Origin of the sequence: Shouchella sp. JSM 1781072, from assembly GCF_041949915.1 — a bacterium.
Taxonomy (GTDB): Bacteria; Bacillota; Bacilli; order Bacillales; family Bacillaceae_D; genus Shouchella.
The window spans coordinates 395,844-416,732 of the sequence record NZ_JBHFQE010000001.1; the positions used below are offsets into that span (position 1 = coordinate 395,844).

The window sequence follows — 20,889 nt, forward strand, 5'->3', positions numbered from 1 at the left end:
GCGATCCTACATGCAAAAAAGCTGCATGGCGAATAACGATTAAGGGGGATATCGATATGGATACAATGGGTCGTCATGTCATTTCCGAGCTTTGGGGTTGTGACACTGAGAAATTAAACAACATGGAATTTATTGAAAAAGTATTTGTTAATGCCGCTTTGAAAGCAGGAGCAGAAGTAAGAGAAGTTGCGTTTCATAAGTTTGCTCCACAAGGTGTTAGTGGGGTTGTGATTATCTCCGAATCACATTTAACCATTCATAGCTTTCCAGAGCACGGCTATGCAAGTATTGATGTGTATACATGTGGTCCAATTATTGATCCTAACGTTGCTGCTACGTTTATTGCAGAAGAGTTAGGTGCGAAAACGAGCGAAGTAGTAGAGATTCCTCGTGGAATGGGTCCAATTAAAATCGACAAGAAAATGGAAATGAGTGAAAGTGCTCGTTAATGAATAAAAAGTATTGCATCAGATGCAATACTTTTTTTGTGCGATTCGCACGCTTACTTAGATAAACGAAGCCGTAACATCAAGAAACTTGTGGTATGATAGGAAAAAAGGTGAAAAAGGGAGATGAAGGCTTTGGGCGTTCGGGATACGTTCAATCGAGTATTTAGTACGAGAACAGAAACAGGGGAAATTCATCCAAACAAAGAATTGCAAACGCGCTACTATAAAACGACAAAAGATAAGGCGATGACGGCAATTGAAGAGTTGTTAAAAAAACGTGGTTTTCTAATAAAGCGAAGCGAAGAGGAACGTGGTGAAATCGTTGCGCAATCAGCTAAAGGAAAAAAAGTGCTAATTGTTGTCTCTGTGATCACCGTCAAACCGTTTCGTACGGCTGTTGATTTTTCATGCGCGACAGATACAGCCCTTCCAAGTGATTTTGGAAGTAGTAGAAAACTGACTCTTTCATTGTATCGTGATTTAGATAACACGCTGACTTATATCGGATCTGCGCTTGGAAGTGAATTGCTTTAACCTCTTGCCAGAACGAGTTTTTTTTACTATGATAGACTAAAATGAGTGTATAGGTCGCAAATGGAGATGATGAGATGCGCTGTCCCAAATGTCACCATAATGGTACACGGGTACTAGATTCAAGACCAAGTGACGAAAGTCGATCCATCAAACGAAGACGAGAATGTGAACAATGTATGCAGCGTTTTACAACCTTTGAAACGGTTGAGGAGACGCCTTTACTTGTCATAAAAAAAGACGGGATGCGTGAAGAGTTTAGTAAAGAAAAAATTCTTAGAGGACTCGTGCGCGCGTGTGAAAAACGCCCGGTTCCAATTGAAACACTAGAAGACATCGTCTTAAACGTAGAAAGACACTTGCGTGATGACGGCAAGAAAGAAGTTCAAAGTGAAGATGTTGGGGAACTCGTTATGGGGTATTTGGCAGAAATCGATGATGTTGCTTATGTAAGATTTGCATCTGTCTATAGGCAATTTAAAGATATTAATGTTTTTATTAAAGAACTAACAGATTTAATGAACAAAGGATAAAAGGAGCTAAAGCGAAGCTGCGCTTAAGCTCTTTTTTTCGCTAGGAGGAAAGAATGTGTCTGGACACTGGAAAGACGTTTTACCAGTTGACTCCTATTGTATAAGGCTAGCGGACTTTATTACGGAGGTGGACGCTCATGTGCTCACCTTACTTTATCAACCTTTAATTGGAACAGATGCCGTTGGTCTCTTTAAAAGTCTAGTTGCACAGTTGCCAAATGGAGTCTATGAAGGTGATTTTCATACCCATCAACATTTAAGTTTAATGGTCGGACTATCGATGTCGGATTTGCTTGAAGCACGTAAAAAACTAGAAGCCATCGATTTAATGAGAACGTATCAACGAAAATCATCATCAAAGCGTGCTTTTATATATGAGATCCAACCACCGATGAAGCCGCATCAATTTTTTAATGATGATGTGCTAAGTGTGTTTCTTTACAATAAATTAGGGAAAAATGGGTATCGAGGGATTAAAGAACGATTTAGCTTAAAGCAAATAGAGAGTGACGCGTTTGAAGAAGTAACGGTAGCGTTTTCTGATGTATTCGCATCCTTCCAACACTCAGAGATGCAACCGGCTTTGATGAATCGACAAGGTGATGCAGAACATGACCATCTGGACACGATAGGAAAAGACAAGAAGCAAGGATTGTCTTTTCATACATTTGATTTTGATTTAATGAAACAATCGTTATCAAGCTACGTTGTTCCAAAAGATGTGCTGACAAAAGAACGAATGCAGCTCATTGAAAAACTCGCATTTGTTTATCAAATTGAGCCTCTTACAATGGCGAATCTTGTGGAGCGATCCATCGTAAATGACGAACTCGATGCGAAAAATCTTCGCAAGACTGTTCAGAACTGGTATAAACTTGAGAGTAGTGCAGTTGCACCGGCGCTTGGTTTAAAGACCCAACCTGTAGCAAAGCGAACGGTTCAGGCCGAACCCCAGTCTGAAGAAGAGCGAGTCGTTAAATTTTACGAAGAAACCGCCCCTCTTACTTTGTTGGAATTAAGGCAAGAAGGAGCGGTCGTTTCACCCCCAGATTTAAAGATTATTGAAGAGCTCATGGTTGATTATTTGCTGAATCCGGGTGTTGTTAACGTCTTAATTGACTATAATTTGTTCCAAAACGATATGAAATTGTCCAAGCTTTTCATGCAAAAGATTGCCGGTCATTGGAAGCGGAAAAAAATTAGTACCGTGCCAGATGCAATCCATCTTGTGAAAACCGATAAACAGAAGAAGAAAGAAGGCCAAGCGAATGCCGCTTCTGGAAGGCGGAACAAACGTCAAGATCAATTGCCGAAATGGCTGGTACAAGAAAAAAATGATGGAAAAAAGCAAGAGATGAAAAAAGATACAAACAGTCAGAAAGAAAAAGCGAGTGGCACTGCTGATACGCAAGAGCTTGCAGATTTAATGGCTGAACGTAATCGGCGCCGAGCGCAGAAAGGAGAGTACTAAATGGATTCCATTCAAAATGCTTTTGCTTCAATGGATAAAAATGGACGACTTCAAAAGCAAATTTCCGAGCAAAAGCGGCGTGTTACAACGTCTAAGCCAGTTCAATCCTTTTTACAAGAACATCATGAGGTTACCGAAGACATGATTGATCGTGGTTTAAGTAAGCTCTATGAATTTAAGAAAGAGCGAGAGAACTGCGAAGCTTGCCCGGGCTTGGAAAAGTGTCCTAATATGATGCAAGGGTATCGGCCCACAGTGTATGTGGAAAGAGGTGGTCTTGAGCTAACGTATTCAAAGTGTCCACTTAAAATCGACGACGAAGAAAAAAGTAAGCAACAAAAGCTAATCCAGTCGTTTTATATTCCAAAAGATGTGCTGGAAGCGACATTTGATCATATTGACCAAGATGCTGCGCGGACAAAAGCGATTACAGCAGCCATTAAGTTTGCAGCACAAGCACAACCTGGAGAACATGGAGAAGGTCTGTATTTGTACGGCAAATTTGGTGTTGGGAAATCGTATCTTTTAGGTGCTATTGCAAATGATTTAAAAGAAAATGGAATTAAAAGCTTTTTGATTTACACACCTGATTTCTTTAGAGAGATGAAAGGTGCGATTGGAGACGGTACGTTTCAGGAAAAACTTGAAGCCGTTCGAACTGCACCTGTATTAATGCTAGATGATATCGGTGCAGAAACAACAACAGCGTGGACACGAGATGAAATTTTAGGACCGATTCTTCAATACCGAATGTCTGAACGTCTGCCAACGGTTTTTACATCAAATTATGATTATGAAGAATTAGAAAACCAACTTGCTTACTCTGATAAAGGTGGAACAGAAGAGTTAAAGGCAAAGCGAATCATGGAACGAATTAAGCATTACACAGCGTTTGTGGAAGTGGAAGGAAGAAACCGGCGTAGCTAAGAAGGGAGCGCATCCCTTCTTTATTTATGCCTGTTATGAAGCTGATTGAATTGGAAGTTTAAGATTATCTATGATACGATTAAAGAGACTACTAGACTATTTGTGCTTGGGGGTACAAGAATGAGTGTAGATGCGATTTTAGAAAGAGCTGTAAATGGTGAGCGCATATCTATGGCAGACGCTGTAGAACTATATAAATGTGATGATTTAGATAAACTAGGCCGAGCGGCAGACACAATTATGAAACAATGGCACCCTGAGCCTGTCACAACATTTGTCATTGGACGAAACGTCAATTATACAAATTTCTGTGATACATATTGTTCATTTTGTGCGTTTTATCGTCCTCCGAATCATAAGGATGGCTATGTTCTTGATGATGAGGTGATTTTTCAAAAGATCAAAGAAACGGAAGATGTTGGTGGTACAGAAATCTTGATGCAAGGTGGTACCAACCCGAATTTAAAACTTGATTATTATACAGATCTGTTAAAAGGAATTAAAGAACGGTTTCCAAACATTTGGATGCATTCCTTCTCACCGGCTGAAATTTGGAAGATAGCCGACGTCATGGATATGACTGTGGAGGATGTGTTACGTGAACTGCATGAAGCCGGCTTAGATTCAATGCCTGGTGGAGGCGCGGAAATTCTAACGGAAGAAACGAGAATGCGCGTAAGCCGTTTAAAAGTAACAGCGGATCAGTGGCTTGAAGCGATGAAAGCAGCGAAAAAGGTCGGCATGTTTGGTTCGGCAACAATGGTCATTGGATTTGGAGAATCGTTTGAAGAGCGAGCGCTTCATTTACAGCGTGTTCGCGATGCACAAGACGAAACAGGCTGCTTTACAGCATTTATTTCTTGGTTGCTTCAACCAGAAAATACAGGGTTAAAGCGTTTAGAGAAATTGACGCCTGAAGATTACTTAAAGAACGTTGCGATTTCACGAATCTTCCTTGATAACATTGCCAATTTCCAATCTTCATGGGTAACGATGGGGCCCGAAGTAGGGAAAAAATCGCTTCACTTTGGATGCAATGATTTTGGAAGCACAATGATGGAAGAAAACGTTGTTTCAGCAGCAAATACAACCCACAAAGTGAATTCCAACTTAACGTTAAAACTAATACGCGAAGCAGGGAAAATTCCAGCTCAACGTAATACGAAGTACGACGTCCTTCATCGATTTGAAGGGGACGAAAAGGTTGATAAAGATTTCGTCATGCAAAATTAATAAACCTCTTAAAATACTCTTGAGCGCACACGCTTGAGAGTATTTTTTTGTAGTGGCATGTTTTGTTTATTTTCACATAAGTTAAGAGTAGGTGAAGGATACGTGCAAACGTAGTTGGAATAGTTAGGGGGACTCAAGTTTGCTTGCCATTTATGTTAAAGAAGAAAAAAGTCGTCAAAGGCTTTATATGAAGATGGCTCAATCAATGGGGGAATTAATGAAACTTGGATTAGAGGCGACGGTTGAACAGAGTGAAGAAAATAAAATGGTTCTGTCCTTTATAGAGAAAGACCCGGATCTCACAGAGTCCTATCAATGTTTTCTGGCGGCTCTGTTAACAGAAGATGTTTTGGCAACGTATGAATCAGGTTGGTTAACGGAGGTAGCAAGTGAGAGTTACGAATCGTGTGAAGAAGAGCGCAAACAAATTGTTGCCATTGCACAATCAATCTTGAACGGGGATCGGGAGGACTTACTTTGTAAGCAGCTTGCGAGTAATCGTTGTAGAGCGTTGTACAAAGCGTTTTTTCAACAACTGCTGTCTGAAGAGCCGCTTTATTATGAAGCCTTTCTTACCTTTCGAATAAAAGAATACACGGAATTCTTAATGGATTGTATTGAGCTAGCAATTGATGAATATTGCTCAGAGCAAGAGCATCAAACCACGGTTGATGCGATTCGCCAAACTGTCGCGTTACAAAAGACGAAACGATCTGTTATTTATTTAGTACATAATGAAACGTTTCGAATTTATGATGACTATTTTCGAGAGTTAACAGCAGACGAGTGCCAGTTTTACATTACGGAATCGCTTGAAAATGATGCGTTCGTAGGGAAGATGGAACAACTTATTTTATCACTAATTGAAATGTCCCCTGAATACATCTACGTTTTCACAAAACAACCGGACCACCACACCATTTTGCTTATTCAAACCATCTATCAAGAACGATTGAAAATTTATCCGCTCGAACGATATGTTTCAACAACGCTCGATCCTGTTTAGTAGCAATGAACCTAAATTAGACTTGCAATCGGTAGGACGATCTAGTTATAATAAGAAAAAAGTACAAGAAAAGTCATGATAAGGACAAGATTACTCAAAACGTTGCTCACTAGAGAAAGGGGTCTAGGCTGGAAGCTCCTAAGCAATGCTGAGTCATTACCACCTTTGAACTGCTTCAATGAATTAAGTAGTTGAAGCCGGCCCGCAACCGTTATGTGTATGTAGAGTATTTTAATAGGGTGGAACCACGAAACCACACTCGTCCCTTTTGTTTAAGGAACGAGTGTTTTTTATTTGAAAAAATTGAAAAAGAGGAAGGTTGAACCGACATGGCAGACATGGAGTTTGTATTCCCCGACGGAGCGAAAAAGTCGTTTCCAGAAGGAACATCAACAGAAGATATTGCGGCTTCGATAAGTCCAGGTTTAAAGAAAAAAGCGTTAGCAGGAAAGATTAACGGTGAATTAATTGATTTAAAAACTCCGTTACCTCATAGTGGGGACATTGAAATTGTGACACCACCATCTGATGATGCACTAGAAATTATGCGTCACAGTACGGCCCACTTAATGGCTCAAGCGGTTAAGCGTCTTTTTCCAAATGTAAAACTAGGCGTCGGTCCGGTCATTGAAGGTGGCTTTTATTACGATATAGATGCAGATGAATCCATTACAGCTGAAGACTTGCCTAAAATTGAAAAAGAGATGAAGAAAATTGTTGCTGAGAATCTCGAGATTGTACGGGAAGTAGTTAGTCGTGATGAAGCCATTGCTCGATTCAAAGAAATAAACGATCCCTATAAGCTGGAGTTAATTGAAGCCATTCCAGAAAATGAAGATGTAACCATTTATAAGCAAGGAGAATTTTTTGACTTATGTAGAGGGATTCATATTCCGTCTACAAATAAAGTGAAAGAATTTAAATTGCTTTCTACGGCTGGCGCATACTGGCGTGGAGATTCGAAAAATAAAATGCTACAGCGAATTTATGGTACGGCGTTCTTTAACAAAGAAGACTTAAAAGCGCACTTGCGCATGCTTGAAGAAGCAAAAGAGCGCGACCATCGCAAATTAGGAAAAGAGCTTGGGATTTTTGCATTATCGCAAAAAGTGGGACAAGGTTTACCGATGTGGTTACCAAAAGGAGCAACCATCCGTCGAATTATTGAGCGCTATATTGTTGATAAGGAAGAACGTCTTGGGTATCAGCACGTCTACACACCTATACTTGGTTCTTCAGAACTTTATAAAACGTCAGGACACTGGGAGCACTACAGCGACGATATGTTTCCGCCGATGGAAATGGATAATGAAACGCTCGTATTACGACCGATGAACTGCCCGCATCACATGATGATTTACAAACAAGACATGCGTAGTTATCGTCAACTGCCTCTCCGTATCGCAGAACTAGGCATGATGCATCGTTACGAAATGTCAGGTGCCGTCTCTGGGTTACAGCGTGTAAGAGGTATGACGTTAAACGATGCCCACATTTTCTGTCGTCCAGATCAAATTAAAGATGAATTTGTTCGTGTTGTGCGTCTAGTCCAAGAAGTATATAAAGATTTTGGGCTAGAAAATTATTCGTTCCGTTTGTCTTATCGGGATCCAGAGGATAAGGAAAAGTATTTCGATGATGATGAGATGTGGAATAAAGCACAATCGATGTTAAAAGAAGCGATGGACACACTTGGTGCAGATTATTATGAAGCCATTGGAGAAGCGGCATTTTACGGCCCGAAATTAGATGTCCAAGTTAAAACGGCACTAGGTAAAGAAGAAACACTTTCGACCGTCCAGCTCGACTTCTTGCTACCTGAGCGGTTTGATTTAACGTATGTGGGAGAAGATGGGAAGCAACACCGTCCAGTCGTTGTTCACCGCGGGGTTGTATCCACAATGGAACGCTTTGTTGCGTTCTTGCTTGAAGAATATAAAGGAGCTCTGCCAACGTGGTTAGCGCCTGTGCAAGTGCAGCTCATTCCTGTTTCAAATGAAGCGCATCTGGACTACACGAAAGATGTTCAAGAAACGTTACAAGTAGCTGGAGTGCGGGTTGAGATTGATGACCGTGATGAAAAACTCGGCTACAAAATTCGTGAATCGCAAATGCAAAAAATCCCTTATATGCTCGTATTAGGCGATAAAGAAGTTGAAGCAAATGCAGTCAACATTCGAAAATATGGGGAGAATGAATCAACATCAACATCCCTGAATCAATTTGTCCAGATGATTCAATCCGAAGCACGTAAATAAATGCATACCTCTAAACCGACTTTCAGCTTATGAACTTGCGAAAGTCGGTTTTTTGTTTCGGTACATATATGCAATAAGCAGAATGTTTAGGATTTTATTTCGTTTTTATGCTAGCATAGGTGAAGAACATGTATTGGAGGGATAAGATGAAAACAGTAAAATGGGGTGTTCTAGGTACAGCAACGATTGCGAAGAAGTCGGTAATACCAGGCATTATGGAATCATCACTAGGGGAACTTCACGGAATTGCAAGTCGTACACAGGAGGCAGCGGAAAAAGTCGCAACAGCGTTTTCCATTCCGAACGCATATGGATCTTATGAAGCGTTGCTTGCCGACCCAGAGATTGACGCGGTTTATATTCCTTTACCGAATCATTTACATAAGGAATGGGTACAAAAAGCAGCGGCAGCTAAAAAACATATACTATGTGAAAAACCTTTAGCACTAGATGCAAAAGAGGTAGAAGACATGATGAAAGCTTGTGAAGAAGCGAATGTTCTTCTTGTTGAGGCTTTTATGTATCGTCATCAATTACGTTACAAACAGATCCTAACTGATATCGAAAATGGTGAAATAGGCGAACTAAGAGGCATTCGTGCAGCGTTCTCATTTAACAATTCAGGGGATTATCAAAATTTTCGCATGAAGCGAGAGAACGGTGGAGGAAGTTTATTTGATGTTGGCGTGTACCCACTAAGTTTGGCAAGAATGATTTTTGGAGAAGAACCGAATGCCGTAACGACTCATAGTTTCACGCCGGCTACTCATGATTATGTGGATATGGTTACGGCAGGACTTGTTGAATTTCCAAATGGAAAGTTTTTAACATTTGATTGTGGCATGTGGTCAGCTTTTCGAAACGAGGTCGAAATTTTAGGAACTGATGGCAGGATCGAAATTGCAAACGCTTTTACAGGTGGTAGCGAGGGATATGACCTTTTTAAAGGAGACGAGGGTATCCATAAAGAAGTGAATGATACGAATCACTATGCAAAACAAGCGGACCAATTTGTTCGAGCTGTATGGGGAGAAGAAGCGCCATTATTTTCAAGTGAAGACTCGTTAAAAAATCAACAATTGCTAGACGCTTGTATGAAATCCCAACAAAATCAAACGCGTATTTCTTTAGGAGGCCATTAAATGAGAGCGATTTCAATAGCAGGTGTGCCAAAGCCGATTTCATCGTTAATTATGGGATCAGACTATTTTTCGCCTGATGAGCAAAACCGAGTCAACGAAATAATTGATCAGTTTCTTAGTATTGATGGGAATACGATTGATACCGCCTATATTTATAATGGTGGAAAGAGTGAAGAAGCAATTGGGAATTGGATTGACAAAGGCAATCGTTCTAACATTAATTTGTGGACAAAAGGCGGGCATCCAAATCAAAAGGGCCACACCATTAACCAGTACGAGCTTACTGAACAGTTAAAAGAAAGCTTGGACCGTTTAAAAACCGACAAAGTAGAATTATATGCTCTTCACCGTGACGATCCGACAGTTCCGGTTGGCGCAATTCTTGAATGGCTCAATCGTTTTATTGAAGATGGGTATATCGAAGCGTTTGGAGGTTCAAATTGGTCTGTGGAGCGACTTGAAGAGGCAAATGCCTACGCGACTGAACATCAGTTAAAAGGCTTTTCTTTTTCAAGTCCCAATCTAAGCTTGGCTAAAGCACAAGATCCGTATTGGCCAGGTTGCTTAAGTTTGACAGGGACAGATGTTGATTGGCACAGCAATACGAAACTACCTGTTCTTTCTTGGTCAGCCCAAGCAAGAGGTTTCTTTACTGGTCGCTTTTCGAGAGAAGATCGAAGCAATGAAGATCTTGTCAGGGTGTTTTATAATGATCAAAATTGGGAGCGTTATGACCGTGCAACACGTTTAGCAAAGGAAAAAGGGCTGACTACCATTGAAATCGCTCTTGCTTATGTTATTAATCAATCGTTCCCAACAGCAGCTATTATTGGCCCTCAAAATCAACAAGAAATGATTTCATGTGCGAGAGGGGCCGCGTTAACGCTTTCAAAAGATGAAGTCGATTGGTTAGATTTAAAATAATTTAGTACAAGAAGTGATCTAAATAGATCTGAGCACAATGCTGATCTGAAATTGGCAATGGCCCTATCACAAAGAGGGTCACCGCCGATTTTAGATCTTTTTGGGCTATTTTTACTTAACGTTCAAACTGAATGGTCTCAACCACAATTACTTGTGCGTCTTCTAGTGCAATCGTTTCATGGTTTTCTTTTGCTGTCCACTCAACCATTTGTAAAGGCAGTAGCTCACAAGATTCTTGATTTGATCTTACTTCCACTCGGCCTTGAATACAACATAAACGTTGTCCGGTTTGAGCTTGATGCATGCCGATTTTTTCACCTTTGGCAATGGTTATGAACGAAATGTTTGTCGCTGCGCTAGTTAAGGCTAATGGAAAAGCGAGTGCATTCGAATGATGTTGTGTTAGCTTCTTGGGGGATAGGGTGGATACAATCATAAACCATCTCCTGCTTTTTTTAAGATGGACGCGATAAATGCTTCTTTCCCTTTTGTATACGCTTTTTGATCTGACGGAAATCGTTGAGCTAAATCAATTTTTAATGCCTCGTATCCTTCAGCATCTGAAGGATGTGATTGTAAATAATCACGAAACGTGATGAAAGATTTAAATGTAGGTGAAGCATGCTCAACAATATGAAGAACGACTGATTTTTCTTGTGTTTCAAGACTAGTAAATTTCGCCATAACAAATCTGTCTTTTAAGTTAACGTTTTGCAAACGATAATAGTGATGTTGCTTTAGCTTCTCAAAAGGAAATTGCTCAAAAATCGTTAAAGATTGAATACCTACACATAGATCAAGTAGAGGTTTTGCTCTAATTCCTGGTATGGCTGTTGAGCCAATATGTTCAATCGTAGGTGAAAATGCCCGTAATAGGTGAGTTAATCGCTGTTTTTCTGTTTGAAATGCTTCTGACCAGGCTTTTTGATGAGACAGGAGATACACATCATTGTTTTTTAAACCAAGCAAAAAAAATCACTCCTTCACGTAGTGTTATTCATTTTACTGAATTTTCTCGTCAATCACCAGTCTGTTATTTGTCGCCGCAAAAGGGTATAATACTAGAAGAAATAAGGAGGTATTCTTTTGCTAACGTACAAAATGAAAGACATTGGTTATTCAATTGATTTGCCTTACGGGCAGCTTGATATAAGCGGGGATGAATCAGCTGGTTTTAGACCGTTTCAACTACTTGTTTCATCGATCGCAGTTTGTAGTGGAGGCGTATTTAGAAAAATTTTAGAAAAAAAACGGCTCTCATACAGAAATATTGATATAGAGGCAGATGTTGTTCGTAATGAAAAAAGTGTAAATGAAGTAACGGAAGTTCATTTACGGTTCATTATAGAAGGGGCAGAAGCGAGTCAAGAAAAGCTAGAAAAGGCGTTGGAACTAGCTACAAAAAACTGTCCAATTGTGCAATCGGTGAATGGAAGCATTTTAATTACGGAAACGATTCAAATTAAGTCATAGTGATTGTGAACATCTCGGAGTGAGAAATTCCGAGGTGTTTTTTCTGCGTGCAATTTCAAACGAAAAGAAATTTTCTAAAGTTTTTCTAAAGTGGCACCATTTTACGACATTTATATGTATAATTAAGGAAATAAAAAGAAAAAGGGGATCATGGAATGGAACAAAGAAGTGAGGCGTACGACCTCGAAGAGATTCATACCGTTAAAAAACCAAATATTTTTTCATTTCTGTTTAGCCCAATTAAACAGTTCGATCGAATTCGTTATGAACCTAGAGCGCTAGGTCCAATGTTTTTGATTTTAGCCATTGTATTAATTGGTTTACTTATTCCTCTTTTAGCTGGACAAGGCGGTCTGTTGCCAACTGGGATAGGTGATTCCTATAGTGAAGACATGTATATGGATGAGTATTATTATGAGTCTGATCCACTTTCAAGTATAAACGTTGAATCTTTTATAATGGGAGCGGTTTTATGGATTTCGATTTTAGGAATATTTGCAATTATTCCACCTGCTTTAGCGCTTCTTCTCTTTGCTTTTAGTAAGATGCATAACCGTGAAACAACGTATGGAGCACTTTACTCAATGACGGTTTTCGCTTCGCTTGTGCCAAGCATCGGATTTTTATACATAATGATTATGAATACAATTGCAAGTACGTATGGCTATATCTATACAGCGCCAACGGTATTTGTCAGTGAAGAACATCTTCTCTATCCTTTTTTAGCAAGTTTAGAAGTATCAACCATTCTCTTTATCATCCTTATCGTCATAGGTTTAATGCGCACAGCTGCTTTTGATCGCTTAGTAGCGTTAGCAGTTGGTGTAGGGATGTATGCGGTGGTCTTTATTTTTCAAGTTATAGGAGGCATGTTGTAAGTGAAACTATGGGCAAAGGGAATTGTTGCGGGTCTTGTGGTCGCATCGGTTACCACATTTACGATCTATGGAATGACAACAGGGAGAGACTTAGCCGCGAGCGGGCAAGAAGAGTTATTTGATCTAGTTTCACCGATGTATGAAGACTTAAGTACAACGGTAATGGTGCCTGGTTCCTTAGAGTTAGTAAATCGACAAATCGTACAACCTTCCTCAGATGAAGGGGCGTATGAGATATTAGTTGAGACAGGTGAAGACGTGGAGGAAGGCACACCTATTCTGCAATATAGTACAACAGAAATCGATTTTGAAATTCAAGATATAGAATTGCAAATGCAACAAAGCCAAGCAACCATTACAAGTTTAACGTCATCAGAGGCCGAGATAAACAGGCAAAAATCGAGCCCCGATGTTCAACCGACTTATTTAGAAGATGAGGAAACAGGAGAGCGAATGGAAGTAGAACCGCTCGTATCGATTGCGGAATTAGACGCTCAACTTACTGAACTGGCTCAGCAAAAAAAAGCTGAGAATTTCACTTTAACTCGACTTGAAAACCAGCTAGAGACAGCGAAGAAACAAAAAGAAGAGCGAACGTTGACAAGTTCCATTAATGGAAAGGTTCTAAGCATTAATGATCAGGGAGACACGACCGACGATTTCGGAAATTCATTGCCGTTAATGGAAATTGCGGATACAACACAGTTTACCATTACAGGCAATGTGTCAGAACGTCAATCAATGGACGTTGAGCTTGGTCACGTAGCTTCGATGTACTCAGATTCAATTGAAGATGGATTTTGGACAGGAGAAGTGGTTGATGTGGCCTATTTTCCAGCTGAAAGTGATGAATGGTATGGCGATTCAGCAGGCTCTCAGTATCCTGTTACGATTCAAATTACAGAAGGCGACACAGAGCAATTGCGTCCTGGTTATCAAATGATGGCAGAGATCGTGACGAGTGAGGAAATGGGTTTAACGCTCGATATGGGACTCGTCCTTTATGATGAATTGGGCAGTTATGTGTTTGTGTACGAAGACGGGGTCGCGGTTCGTAGAGATGTTGAAATCGATTATGCAAACGACTATGCTGTCCAAATTTTAGAAGGGTTAACGGAAGAAGATCTTGTTATTGCCGATTATATGGGTATCGTAACAGAAGGCATGCTCATTACACCAAATGAAATCATGGAAGAAAATGATGAAGACGAGGGCTTCGAAGACGGTTTCGAGGAAGAATATGAGATTGAAGATGGAGAATTGTTTGAAGATGACTTTATAGAAGAGGATGACCCTGAACTAGAAGAGCAAGAGGGGGATGATGAGTTGTGATTACGTTAAATCAAGTGACGAAATCGTTTCGATTAGGTCCTACCTGGTCACAAGTACTTGCGCCAATCGAGTTAACGATTGAAAAGGGCAGCTTCATGTCTATTATGGGGCCTTCTGGTTCGGGCAAATCAACGCTTATGAATATTCTAGGTTGTTTAGACAAGCCGACAACTGGTCAATATTCGTTGGATGAAGAAATCATTGGCATGCAAACGCCAAAACAACTTGCTCGAATTCGGAACCGAAAAATCGGCTTCGTGTTTCAACAGTTTCATTTACTTCCACGGCAATCAGCCTGGAAAAATGTTGAGCTTCCACTAATCTATAGTGGAATGAAGAAAAAAGAACGAAAGCAGCGAGCGTTTGCAGCGTTAGAAAAGGTCGGGTTAGCAGATCGCGTACACTATAAACCAACGTCTTTATCAGGGGGGCAAAAACAGCGTGTGGCAATTGCCCGGGCAATAGTAAATAACCCGTCATTAATTTTAGCGGATGAACCGACTGGTGCACTTGATACAAAGACAAGTGAGTCAATCATCCAGCTGCTGCGAGAATTGAATCAAGCAGGTGCAACGGTCGTCATTATTACCCATGAAACGGAAGTTGCTGCGAAAACAGATCGCATCGTTTATGTTCGAGACGGGAAACTTCAAGAAGCTGCATCGTAAGGTTGGGGAAAGGATTGAATCAGTGAATATTATTGAAAACATAAAAATGGCTTTTAGTTCAATCGCCGCTCAAAAGATGCGCGCTATTTTAACGACACTTGGAATTATTATAGGGGTTGCAGCAGTAATCATGGTTGTCGCAATTGGGCAAGGAGCTGAACAAAAGTTAAAAGAACAAATGATTGGCGTTGAGAATATTCGACAAGTTTTCTTTGAGCCTTCAGAAGAAGATCAAATGCAAAACCCGAATATATGGTATGGACAGCAATTTACTGAACGTGATATTGAAGACATTGAGCAACTGTCTGATGTTCAAGCGGTTGTAGCAACAGCCTATGATTATCGAAATTTAACGGTCAATGAACAAGAGAGTGAAGCGGAAATTCTTGGCACAACGATGCACTATTTTGATCTTTATGGCTACGAGGCAATGGATGGAGCATTGTTAACACCTATTGATTTTCTAGCAGGAACAGGAAAAGCTGTTCTTAGCCCATCTTTAGCAGAGATGCTTTTTCCGTATGAGTCGCCAGTGGGGCAATCGATTAAAATTGGGGCATACCCCATTGAAATAGTTGGTGTATTAGCACCTTCAGAGAGCGTGCTTAGCTATGACAGTACACAAGTTATTATGCCCTATGAAACGTGGAAGCAAGTTTTTTTCCGGGAGGGTTATTCAGGGCTTAGCATCCGATCAGAATCTGTTGAGTCTGCTGAGTGGGCAGTAGCTGACACCATTCATACACTGAATACGAATCACGATACAGTAGACGCTTACCAAAGTCATGATTCCAGTCAATATTTAGAAGCAGATGCAGGCATTACACAAATTATTACAATCATTATTGGGGGTATCGCTGGAATTTCCTTGCTTGTTGGCGGCATTGGCGTTATGAATATTATGCTTGTATCGGTTACTGAACGAACAAAAGAAATTGGTATCCGTAAATCAATGGGTGCCACAACAGGGCAGATTATGCTACAATTTCTTGTCGAATCAGTTGTCTTAACTTTTTTAGGTGGAATCATAGGCATTGTTGTTGGAAGTGCTCTCGTGCTTCTAATTGGATCAGGCTTTAACTTAGATGTTGCTTTATCCATCCCAGTAATTGTCATCGCTTCAACGTTTTCAGTTGTTGTAGGAATCATTTTCGGAATCCTTCCGGCAAATAAAGCTGCAAAACTGAACCCAGTTGATGCACTTCGTTATGAATAGATCTACATTCCGTTGACAGGGAAGTTGAATCGTGATATAGTAGCTTTTGTGTTAGTCAAATAAAGCAAGAAGAAGCACCCGCTTCTCACCTGTTGACGTTTGTTGTCAGGTTAGAAACCGTCAGTTTTTTAAATTAAGCTGATTAAATGTGGGTGCCGTGTGTACTCGCATTTTTTTGCGTATCGACGTTTTATATTGCTTTAGCTGCATCACAAAAACCACTGGAGGTGGCTCATTATTAGCAAGGACATGTTGGTCAATGAAGGGATTCGAGCTCGAGAAGTACGTTTAATTGGCGCTAATGGCGATCAAATTGGCGTGAAATCAAAGCATGAAGCACTGGAAATGGCGCAAAAAGTAAATCTTGACCTTGTCTGCGTGGCACCAAATGCGAAACCGCCTGTCTGCCGTATCATGGATTACGGAAAATACCGTTATGAGCAGCAGAAAAAAGAGAAGGAAGCGCGTAAAAACCAAAAAATTGTTACGGTTAAAGAAGTTCGTCTTAGTCCAACGATTGAAGACAATGACTTTAATACGAAATTAAAAAATGCGCGTAAATTTCTTGAAAAAGGCGATAAGGTAAAAGCTTCAATTCGTTTCCGCGGTCGTGCAATTACGCACTCTCAAATTGGGCGTGACGTACTAGAGCGTCTTGCAAAAGAATGTGAAGATGTTGCCACTATTGAAGCTCGTCCGAAAATGGAAGGGCGCAGCATGTTTCTCATTATGGCTCCAAAAGCGGAGAAATAATTATAGTTTTTAGGATTAGTTAAAAGGAGGACGTTATTATGCCTAAAATGAAAACTCACCGTGGCGCTGCAAAGCGTTTCAAGAAAACAGGAACTGGCAAGCTAAAGCGTTCACACGCGTTTACTAGCCATATGTTCCGTAACAAGTCTCAAAAGCAAAAGCGTAAGCTACGTAAGTCTGCGATCGTTCACTCTGGAGACTTCAAACGTATTCGTCAAATGCTAACATACAAGAAAAAATAAACTGTTCGTTCAGATAGAAGGAGGGATTTGCGATGCCAAGAGTAAAAGGTGGATATGTCGCTCGTCGTCGTCGTAAAAAGGTTTTAAAACTAGCTAAAGGATATTACGGTTCTAAACATACGTTATTTAAGTCCGCACAAGGACAAGTAATGAAATCACTTCAGTATGCATACCGTGACCGTCGTCAGAAAAAGCGTGACTTCCGTAAACTTTGGATCACACGTATTAACGCTGCGGCGCGTATGAATGGTCTTTCTTACAGCCGTCTTATGCACGGACTAAAGCTTGCTGAAATTAATGTAAACCGTAAAATGCTTGCTGAGCTAGCAGTGAATGATGAAAAAGCATTCGCTCAATTAGCAGATCAAGCAAAAGCTAGCTTAAATAATTAATAAAAAGTACAGCCCCGTGGCTGTACTTTTTTAAAGTATATAGGGGAAGTTATAGAATGATTATTTATCTATCGCTGCTTTCGGTTTTTACAATGCTGTTAATGGGTATGGATAAGCACAACGCACGGAACCGAAAAAGTCGGGTACCAGAAAAAAGTCTGTTTTTATTAGCACTCATAGGCGGAAGTGTAGGTCTTTTAGCAGGCATGTATGTGTTTCGACACAAAACAAGAAAATCTGGATTTAAATATGGGATACCATCAATCATCCTCATTCAAATAGGGATAGGGTTGTTCATTTACTCGTTATTGTAGCATATACATGAAAAGAAGGAGGCGTAACTATGGAAGGCTTGCTAAATGATACTCTCGCCTATATTGAAGCTGCTGGATGGTACGCACCAATGTTGTTTATCATCCTTCACATTATACGTCCAATCCTTTTTCTACCTGTTTTACTCGTTACATTAGCCGGGGGCTATGTATTTGGCATGTTTTACGGGATGATTTTTTCATATGCTGGGTTAATGGGCGTGAGTCTAACCTTTTATTGGCTGATCGAACGGTTTCCAAGCATCTATGAAAAATTAAAAGGGATTAAAGAAAAGCTTTTTGGTTCAAAAGGGAACGTGAATATTTGGCAACTACTACTACTACGAATTATGCCATTTGTCCATTTTCATGCACTATCATTCTATGTTATGGAAGAATCCAAAAATTATCGTGATTATGTAAAAACGTCGGCAATCATAAATATCTCACCTGCAGTTGTGTATACAGCGTTCGGAGGGTTAATTCATCAACTTCCACTTCCGGGAGTAGTGGCTTTTGCTTTATTTTTACTTTTATTTATGTTCATCTTACGCCCGAAAAAACACGATGACCCAATTCATACAGATGATATAGAGGCCCCAATACTGCAAAAGTAAGGGGTCTTTTGTTCGGAAATAATTTTTAGAAAATTATTAATTGACTTATTGTTAGCGTTTACATAAAATGAGTATATTCACATACGTGAAGGGGGAGTAAAGAAATTAGTCTAAGCGATGAATGAATCGAGGAGGGGTTTTATGAGAAAAAAACAGGATACGTATTATGAGAAAGTTGAGAAAAGTCCTTCATTTAGACAGTTGATGAAAGAGAAAAAAGCATTCTTAATTCCTTCAATTATCTTTTTTATGATCTTTTATTTTTCTTTACCTATATTAGCTGTTTACACGGACCTTTTGACGGGACAGGTCATTGGTGAAATTACGTGGGCATGGGTGCTGGCTGTCGCGCAGTTTATTATGACTTGGACTCTTTGTATTTTATACGTGAAAAAAGCGGCTCGATTCGATAAACTTGCAGACAAAGTCATTGAAGAAAATGAAGAGAAAGAGAGGGTTAGCCTATGAATGCAGCAGTTATCTCTTTATTTTTAGCAATCGTTGCGCTTACCCTAGTTATTACATATTTTGCGGCAAAACGCACAAAAACAGCAAGTGAATTTTATACAGCTGGTGGGGGATTAACAGGTTGGCAAAATGGACTTGCGATTGCAGGAGATTATTTGTCAGCGGCCTCGTTTTTGGGAATAGCAGGGGCCATTGCACTATTCGGCTTTGATGGGTTTTTCTATAGCATCGGTTATTTAGTAGCGTATCTTGTTGTCATGTTCATTGTCGCTGAGCCATTGCGTAATCTAGGTAAATACACGCTTGCGGATATGATCCACTCTCGCTTTGATGCTAGAAAGGTTCGTGGTGTTGCGGCTGGAAGTACAATTACCATCGTTGTTTTTTACATGATTGCACAGCTAGTAGGGGCGGGAGCACTCATTCAATTATTATTTGATATTCCTTACACGTGGGCAGTGTTATTAGTTGGAGTCATGATGACAACGTACGTATTGTTTGGTGGCATGACTGCAACGAGCTGGGTACAGATTGTAAAAGCAACACTTCTCATGATTGCAACGGTTCTCATTTCAATCATGGTGCTGATTCAATTTAATTTCAATATTTTAGAAATGTTTTCGACAGTTAGTGCCAATGAAGGATCTGGTTTTTTGAATCCTGGTGGTCAAGGGAGAGCACCGATTGATTCCATTTCATTAATGCTTGCATTAGTTCTTGGTACGGCGGGACTGCCGCATATCTTAATGCGTTTCTTTACAGTCCGAGATGCGAAAACTGCAAGAAGTTCTGTTGTGACCGCTACTTGGATCGTAGGGATTTTCTATCTATTAACCATTTTCTTAGGATTTGGTGCTGCTGCATTTGTTGGTTCAGAGGCCATTATGGAAGCAAACCCGGCTGGAAATATGGCGGCTCCGTTGTTAGCACAAGAACTTGGTGGTGAACTATTTATGTCGTTTGTAGCCGCTGTAGCTTTTGCGACAATTTTAGCGGTGGTTGCAGGACTCGTTTTATCAGGAGCTTCTGCTTTTGCTCACGATGTTTACGGACAAATTGTTAAAAAAGGCAAAGCGACGCCGAAGCAGGAAGTTGTTGCAGCAAGACTTGCATCTGTAACTGTCGCTATTCTTTCTATTGTGCTAGCCCTTTTCGCACAAAATTTAAATGTGGCGTTTTTAGTGGCATTAGCCTTTTGCGTAGCGGCGAGTGCGAATCTACCTGTTATTGTGTACACCATTTATTGGAAGCGCTTTAATACGGCTGGAGCAATTACGGCGATGCTGTCGGGATTACTGTCTGCTCTCTTTTTAGTCGCTGTTAGTCCAAACGTGATTCGAGCAGATGGTGGGGCTTTTATTACAGGTGAACCGTTAATTGACTTAACGAATCCGGCAATCATTTCTGTACCAATCGGCTTTTTAGGTGGAATTGTCGGTACATTCCTTTCAAAAGAACGGAATGAGCAGAAGTACGCTGAAGTGAAAGTTAGAGCAAACGTAGGATTGAAACAAGCAGAGTAAATCAAATCGCAGTAAATAAGAAGCGTTCGGCTCAGAGTCGATCGCTTCTTTTCCTGAATCAAGTATTGGTAGGGTTTGATTTTTTTAGAAACGCTTTTACAGGTTGGTTCCATTCAATTACAGCTTGTGGATAGCGAATGCGAATTTCTTCCTCAAGAAAGTGGAAATCTTCATAGCGAAAGCCTTTTAATGTATGGGCATCCGTATGCATTTGAATGCGGGTGACGTCGAAGGAATCAGAAGTAGCCTCAAGGTATTTTTCCCCTTCAAACATAAGTCCTTTATACGTAATAAAGAAATTTTTTCTGACGTTATCTTCATCATCGAGAAAATAAAATTCGCGCTTCTCCTGTGCCTTAGAGAGCTTTCTTTCTGGTTTCAATGTATATTTTATGAGGCTATAAGCAATAACAATAATAGCTGTGATCATTAAGATTTGAAACAGAATCACAAGCATAACAAGCAGCTCCTCTCAAAATCGTCCTCTTTTTATCCATACGTGTAAAGAGATCGTTAGGTTTCATTATTAGTTATAAAGTTTC

The 20,889-nt window shown here is 40.2% G+C and carries 25 protein-coding genes and 1 other annotated feature; of the genes, 22 read left to right on the forward strand and 3 right to left on the reverse strand.

Features of this window, described 5'->3' with window-relative positions; all coding sequences use genetic code 11:
- The first annotated feature begins 56 nt into the window (after nt 1–56).
- From speD to ACE1TH_RS02110, 10 genes are all read left to right on the forward strand, one after another.
- The gene (speD, locus tag ACE1TH_RS02065; protein ID WP_099301473.1) at nt 57–449 is read left to right on the forward strand and encodes an adenosylmethionine decarboxylase; all 393 of its coding nucleotides are present in this window, start codon (nt 57–59) and stop codon (nt 447–449) included.
- A gap of 123 nt (nt 450–572) precedes the next feature.
- Nucleotides 573–983 (forward strand): DUF1499 domain-containing protein, encoded by a 411-nt coding sequence (locus tag ACE1TH_RS02070; RefSeq protein WP_255301132.1) that lies wholly within the window; start codon nt 573–575, stop codon nt 981–983.
- 74 nt (nt 984–1,057) lie between these two features.
- Complete coding sequence (gene nrdR / locus ACE1TH_RS02075) at nt 1,058–1,513, forward strand: transcriptional regulator NrdR (protein WP_099301472.1); 456 nt, start codon at nt 1,058–1,060, stop codon at nt 1,511–1,513.
- A 55-nt stretch (nt 1,514–1,568) separates the two neighbouring features.
- Nucleotides 1,569–2,984: a replication initiation and membrane attachment family protein gene (locus ACE1TH_RS02080; RefSeq protein ID WP_375078292.1), complete on the forward strand. Its 1,416-nt coding sequence runs from the start codon at nt 1,569–1,571 to the stop codon at nt 2,982–2,984.
- Entirely contained in the window at nt 2,985–3,911 is a 927-nt protein-coding gene (dnaI, locus tag ACE1TH_RS02085) for a primosomal protein DnaI (RefSeq protein WP_099301470.1), read from the forward strand.
- Between the two features lie 120 nt (nt 3,912–4,031).
- Complete coding sequence (gene mqnC, locus ACE1TH_RS02090; protein WP_099301469.1) at nt 4,032–5,144, forward strand: cyclic dehypoxanthinyl futalosine synthase; 1,113 nt, start codon at nt 4,032–4,034, stop codon at nt 5,142–5,144.
- A gap of 139 nt (nt 5,145–5,283) precedes the next feature.
- Nucleotides 5,284–6,150, forward strand: a complete 867-nt coding sequence (ytxC, locus tag ACE1TH_RS02095) for a sporulation protein YtxC (protein WP_099301468.1) — start codon at nt 5,284–5,286, stop codon at nt 6,148–6,150.
- Nucleotides 6,151–6,479: 329 nt separating this feature from the next.
- On the forward strand, nt 6,480–8,408 hold the full coding sequence (gene thrS, locus ACE1TH_RS02100) for a threonine--tRNA ligase (RefSeq protein WP_375078293.1): 1,929 nt from the start codon (nt 6,480–6,482) through the stop codon (nt 8,406–8,408).
- Between the two features lie 146 nt (nt 8,409–8,554).
- Entirely contained in the window at nt 8,555–9,550 is a 996-nt protein-coding gene (locus ACE1TH_RS02105) for a Gfo/Idh/MocA family protein (RefSeq protein WP_255223599.1), read from the forward strand.
- Complete coding sequence (locus ACE1TH_RS02110) at nt 9,551–10,474, forward strand: aldo/keto reductase (protein WP_375078294.1); 924 nt, start codon at nt 9,551–9,553, stop codon at nt 10,472–10,474.
- Nucleotides 10,475–10,589: 115 nt separating this feature from the next.
- Here the strand turns inward: ACE1TH_RS02110 and ACE1TH_RS02115 are convergent, their stop codons facing one another.
- Both ACE1TH_RS02115 and ACE1TH_RS02120 read right to left on the reverse strand, forming a co-directional pair.
- Complete coding sequence (locus tag ACE1TH_RS02115) at nt 10,590–10,910, reverse strand: hypothetical protein (RefSeq protein WP_099301464.1); 321 nt, start codon at nt 10,908–10,910, stop codon at nt 10,590–10,592.
- Nucleotides 10,907–11,443, reverse strand: a complete 537-nt coding sequence (locus tag ACE1TH_RS02120) for a GrpB family protein (protein ID WP_099301463.1) — start codon at nt 11,441–11,443, stop codon at nt 10,907–10,909. Before ACE1TH_RS02120 ends, ACE1TH_RS02115 begins: the two co-directional genes overlap by 4 nt.
- A gap of 132 nt (nt 11,444–11,575) precedes the next feature.
- Here ACE1TH_RS02120 and ACE1TH_RS02125 point away from each other — a divergent pair, with 132 nt between their 5' ends.
- The 12 genes from ACE1TH_RS02125 (at nt 11,576) to ACE1TH_RS02180 (ending at nt 20,347) form a co-directional block, all read left to right on the forward strand.
- Complete coding sequence (locus ACE1TH_RS02125; RefSeq protein WP_099302141.1) at nt 11,576–11,947, forward strand: OsmC family protein; 372 nt, start codon at nt 11,576–11,578, stop codon at nt 11,945–11,947.
- A gap of 155 nt (nt 11,948–12,102) precedes the next feature.
- A complete protein-coding gene (locus tag ACE1TH_RS02130) occupies nt 12,103–12,825 on the forward strand; it encodes a YIP1 family protein (protein WP_375078295.1) in 723 nt (240 codons plus the stop codon).
- The gene (locus ACE1TH_RS02135; protein WP_375078296.1) at nt 12,826–14,157 is read left to right on the forward strand and encodes an efflux RND transporter periplasmic adaptor subunit; all 1,332 of its coding nucleotides are present in this window, start codon (nt 12,826–12,828) and stop codon (nt 14,155–14,157) included.
- Complete coding sequence (locus tag ACE1TH_RS02140; protein ID WP_099301460.1) at nt 14,154–14,825, forward strand: ABC transporter ATP-binding protein; 672 nt, start codon at nt 14,154–14,156, stop codon at nt 14,823–14,825. The genes ACE1TH_RS02135 and ACE1TH_RS02140 overlap by 4 nt, the downstream gene beginning before the upstream one ends.
- Nucleotides 14,826–14,847: 22 nt before the next feature.
- The gene (locus ACE1TH_RS02145; protein WP_176554278.1) at nt 14,848–16,041 is read left to right on the forward strand and encodes an ABC transporter permease; all 1,194 of its coding nucleotides are present in this window, start codon (nt 14,848–14,850) and stop codon (nt 16,039–16,041) included.
- 60 nt (nt 16,042–16,101) lie between these two features.
- Nucleotides 16,102–16,224, forward strand: a sequence feature (ribosomal protein L20 leader region).
- Between the two features lie 66 nt (nt 16,225–16,290).
- The gene (gene infC / locus ACE1TH_RS02150) at nt 16,291–16,794 is read left to right on the forward strand and encodes a translation initiation factor IF-3 (RefSeq protein ID WP_099301458.1); all 504 of its coding nucleotides are present in this window, start codon (nt 16,291–16,293) and stop codon (nt 16,792–16,794) included.
- A 38-nt stretch (nt 16,795–16,832) separates the two neighbouring features.
- The gene (rpmI, locus tag ACE1TH_RS02155) at nt 16,833–17,036 is read left to right on the forward strand and encodes a 50S ribosomal protein L35 (protein WP_099301457.1); all 204 of its coding nucleotides are present in this window, start codon (nt 16,833–16,835) and stop codon (nt 17,034–17,036) included.
- Between the two features lie 32 nt (nt 17,037–17,068).
- A complete protein-coding gene (rplT, locus tag ACE1TH_RS02160; protein WP_255223592.1) occupies nt 17,069–17,428 on the forward strand; it encodes a 50S ribosomal protein L20 in 360 nt (119 codons plus the stop codon).
- A gap of 56 nt (nt 17,429–17,484) precedes the next feature.
- A complete protein-coding gene (locus ACE1TH_RS02165) occupies nt 17,485–17,742 on the forward strand; it encodes a DUF1294 domain-containing protein (RefSeq protein ID WP_375078297.1) in 258 nt (85 codons plus the stop codon).
- Between the two features lie 29 nt (nt 17,743–17,771).
- Nucleotides 17,772–18,356: a TVP38/TMEM64 family protein gene (locus ACE1TH_RS02170; RefSeq protein WP_099301454.1), complete on the forward strand. Its 585-nt coding sequence runs from the start codon at nt 17,772–17,774 to the stop codon at nt 18,354–18,356.
- Between the two features lie 141 nt (nt 18,357–18,497).
- The gene (locus ACE1TH_RS02175; protein ID WP_375078298.1) at nt 18,498–18,824 is read left to right on the forward strand and encodes a DUF485 domain-containing protein; all 327 of its coding nucleotides are present in this window, start codon (nt 18,498–18,500) and stop codon (nt 18,822–18,824) included.
- A complete protein-coding gene (locus tag ACE1TH_RS02180) occupies nt 18,821–20,347 on the forward strand; it encodes a solute symporter family protein (protein WP_099301452.1) in 1,527 nt (508 codons plus the stop codon). Before ACE1TH_RS02175 ends, ACE1TH_RS02180 begins: the two co-directional genes overlap by 4 nt.
- A 58-nt stretch (nt 20,348–20,405) precedes the next feature.
- Here ACE1TH_RS02180 and ACE1TH_RS02185 read toward each other — a convergent pair whose 3' ends face one another.
- Nucleotides 20,406–20,804, reverse strand: a complete 399-nt coding sequence (locus tag ACE1TH_RS02185; protein ID WP_099301451.1) for a sigma-w pathway protein ysdB — start codon at nt 20,802–20,804, stop codon at nt 20,406–20,408.
- Between the last annotated feature and the right edge of the window lie 85 nt (nt 20,805–20,889).

Coding starts and splice junctions, on each gene's coding strand:
- dnaI (WP_099301470.1), top strand. CDS start 2,985: ATGGATTCCATTCAAAATGCTTTTGCTTCAATGGATAAAAATGGACGA.
- ACE1TH_RS02110 (WP_375078294.1), top strand. CDS start 9,551: ATGAGAGCGATTTCAATAGCAGGTGTGCCAAAGCCGATTTCATCGTTA.
- rplT (WP_255223592.1), top strand. CDS start 17,069: ATGCCAAGAGTAAAAGGTGGATATGTCGCTCGTCGTCGTCGTAAAAAG.
- ACE1TH_RS02125 (WP_099302141.1), top strand. CDS start 11,576: ATGAAAGACATTGGTTATTCAATTGATTTGCCTTACGGGCAGCTTGAT.
- speD (WP_099301473.1), top strand. CDS start 57: ATGGATACAATGGGTCGTCATGTCATTTCCGAGCTTTGGGGTTGTGAC.
- rpmI (WP_099301457.1), top strand. CDS start 16,833: ATGCCTAAAATGAAAACTCACCGTGGCGCTGCAAAGCGTTTCAAGAAA.
- nrdR (WP_099301472.1), top strand. CDS start 1,058: ATGCGCTGTCCCAAATGTCACCATAATGGTACACGGGTACTAGATTCA.
- ACE1TH_RS02180 (WP_099301452.1), top strand. CDS start 18,821: ATGAATGCAGCAGTTATCTCTTTATTTTTAGCAATCGTTGCGCTTACC.
- ACE1TH_RS02130 (WP_375078295.1), top strand. CDS start 12,103: ATGGAACAAAGAAGTGAGGCGTACGACCTCGAAGAGATTCATACCGTT.
- ACE1TH_RS02175 (WP_375078298.1), top strand. CDS start 18,498: ATGAGAAAAAAACAGGATACGTATTATGAGAAAGTTGAGAAAAGTCCT.
- ACE1TH_RS02170 (WP_099301454.1), top strand. CDS start 17,772: ATGGAAGGCTTGCTAAATGATACTCTCGCCTATATTGAAGCTGCTGGA.
- ACE1TH_RS02070 (WP_255301132.1), top strand. CDS start 573: ATGAAGGCTTTGGGCGTTCGGGATACGTTCAATCGAGTATTTAGTACG.
- ACE1TH_RS02105 (WP_255223599.1), top strand. CDS start 8,555: ATGAAAACAGTAAAATGGGGTGTTCTAGGTACAGCAACGATTGCGAAG.
- thrS (WP_375078293.1), top strand. CDS start 6,480: ATGGCAGACATGGAGTTTGTATTCCCCGACGGAGCGAAAAAGTCGTTT.
- ACE1TH_RS02185 (WP_099301451.1), bottom strand. CDS start 20,804: ATGCTTGTGATTCTGTTTCAAATCTTAATGATCACAGCTATTATTGTT.
- mqnC (WP_099301469.1), top strand. CDS start 4,032: ATGAGTGTAGATGCGATTTTAGAAAGAGCTGTAAATGGTGAGCGCATA.
- infC (WP_099301458.1), top strand. CDS start 16,291: ATGTTGGTCAATGAAGGGATTCGAGCTCGAGAAGTACGTTTAATTGGC.
- ACE1TH_RS02165 (WP_375078297.1), top strand. CDS start 17,485: ATGATTATTTATCTATCGCTGCTTTCGGTTTTTACAATGCTGTTAATG.
- ACE1TH_RS02115 (WP_099301464.1), bottom strand. CDS start 10,910: ATGATTGTATCCACCCTATCCCCCAAGAAGCTAACACAACATCATTCG.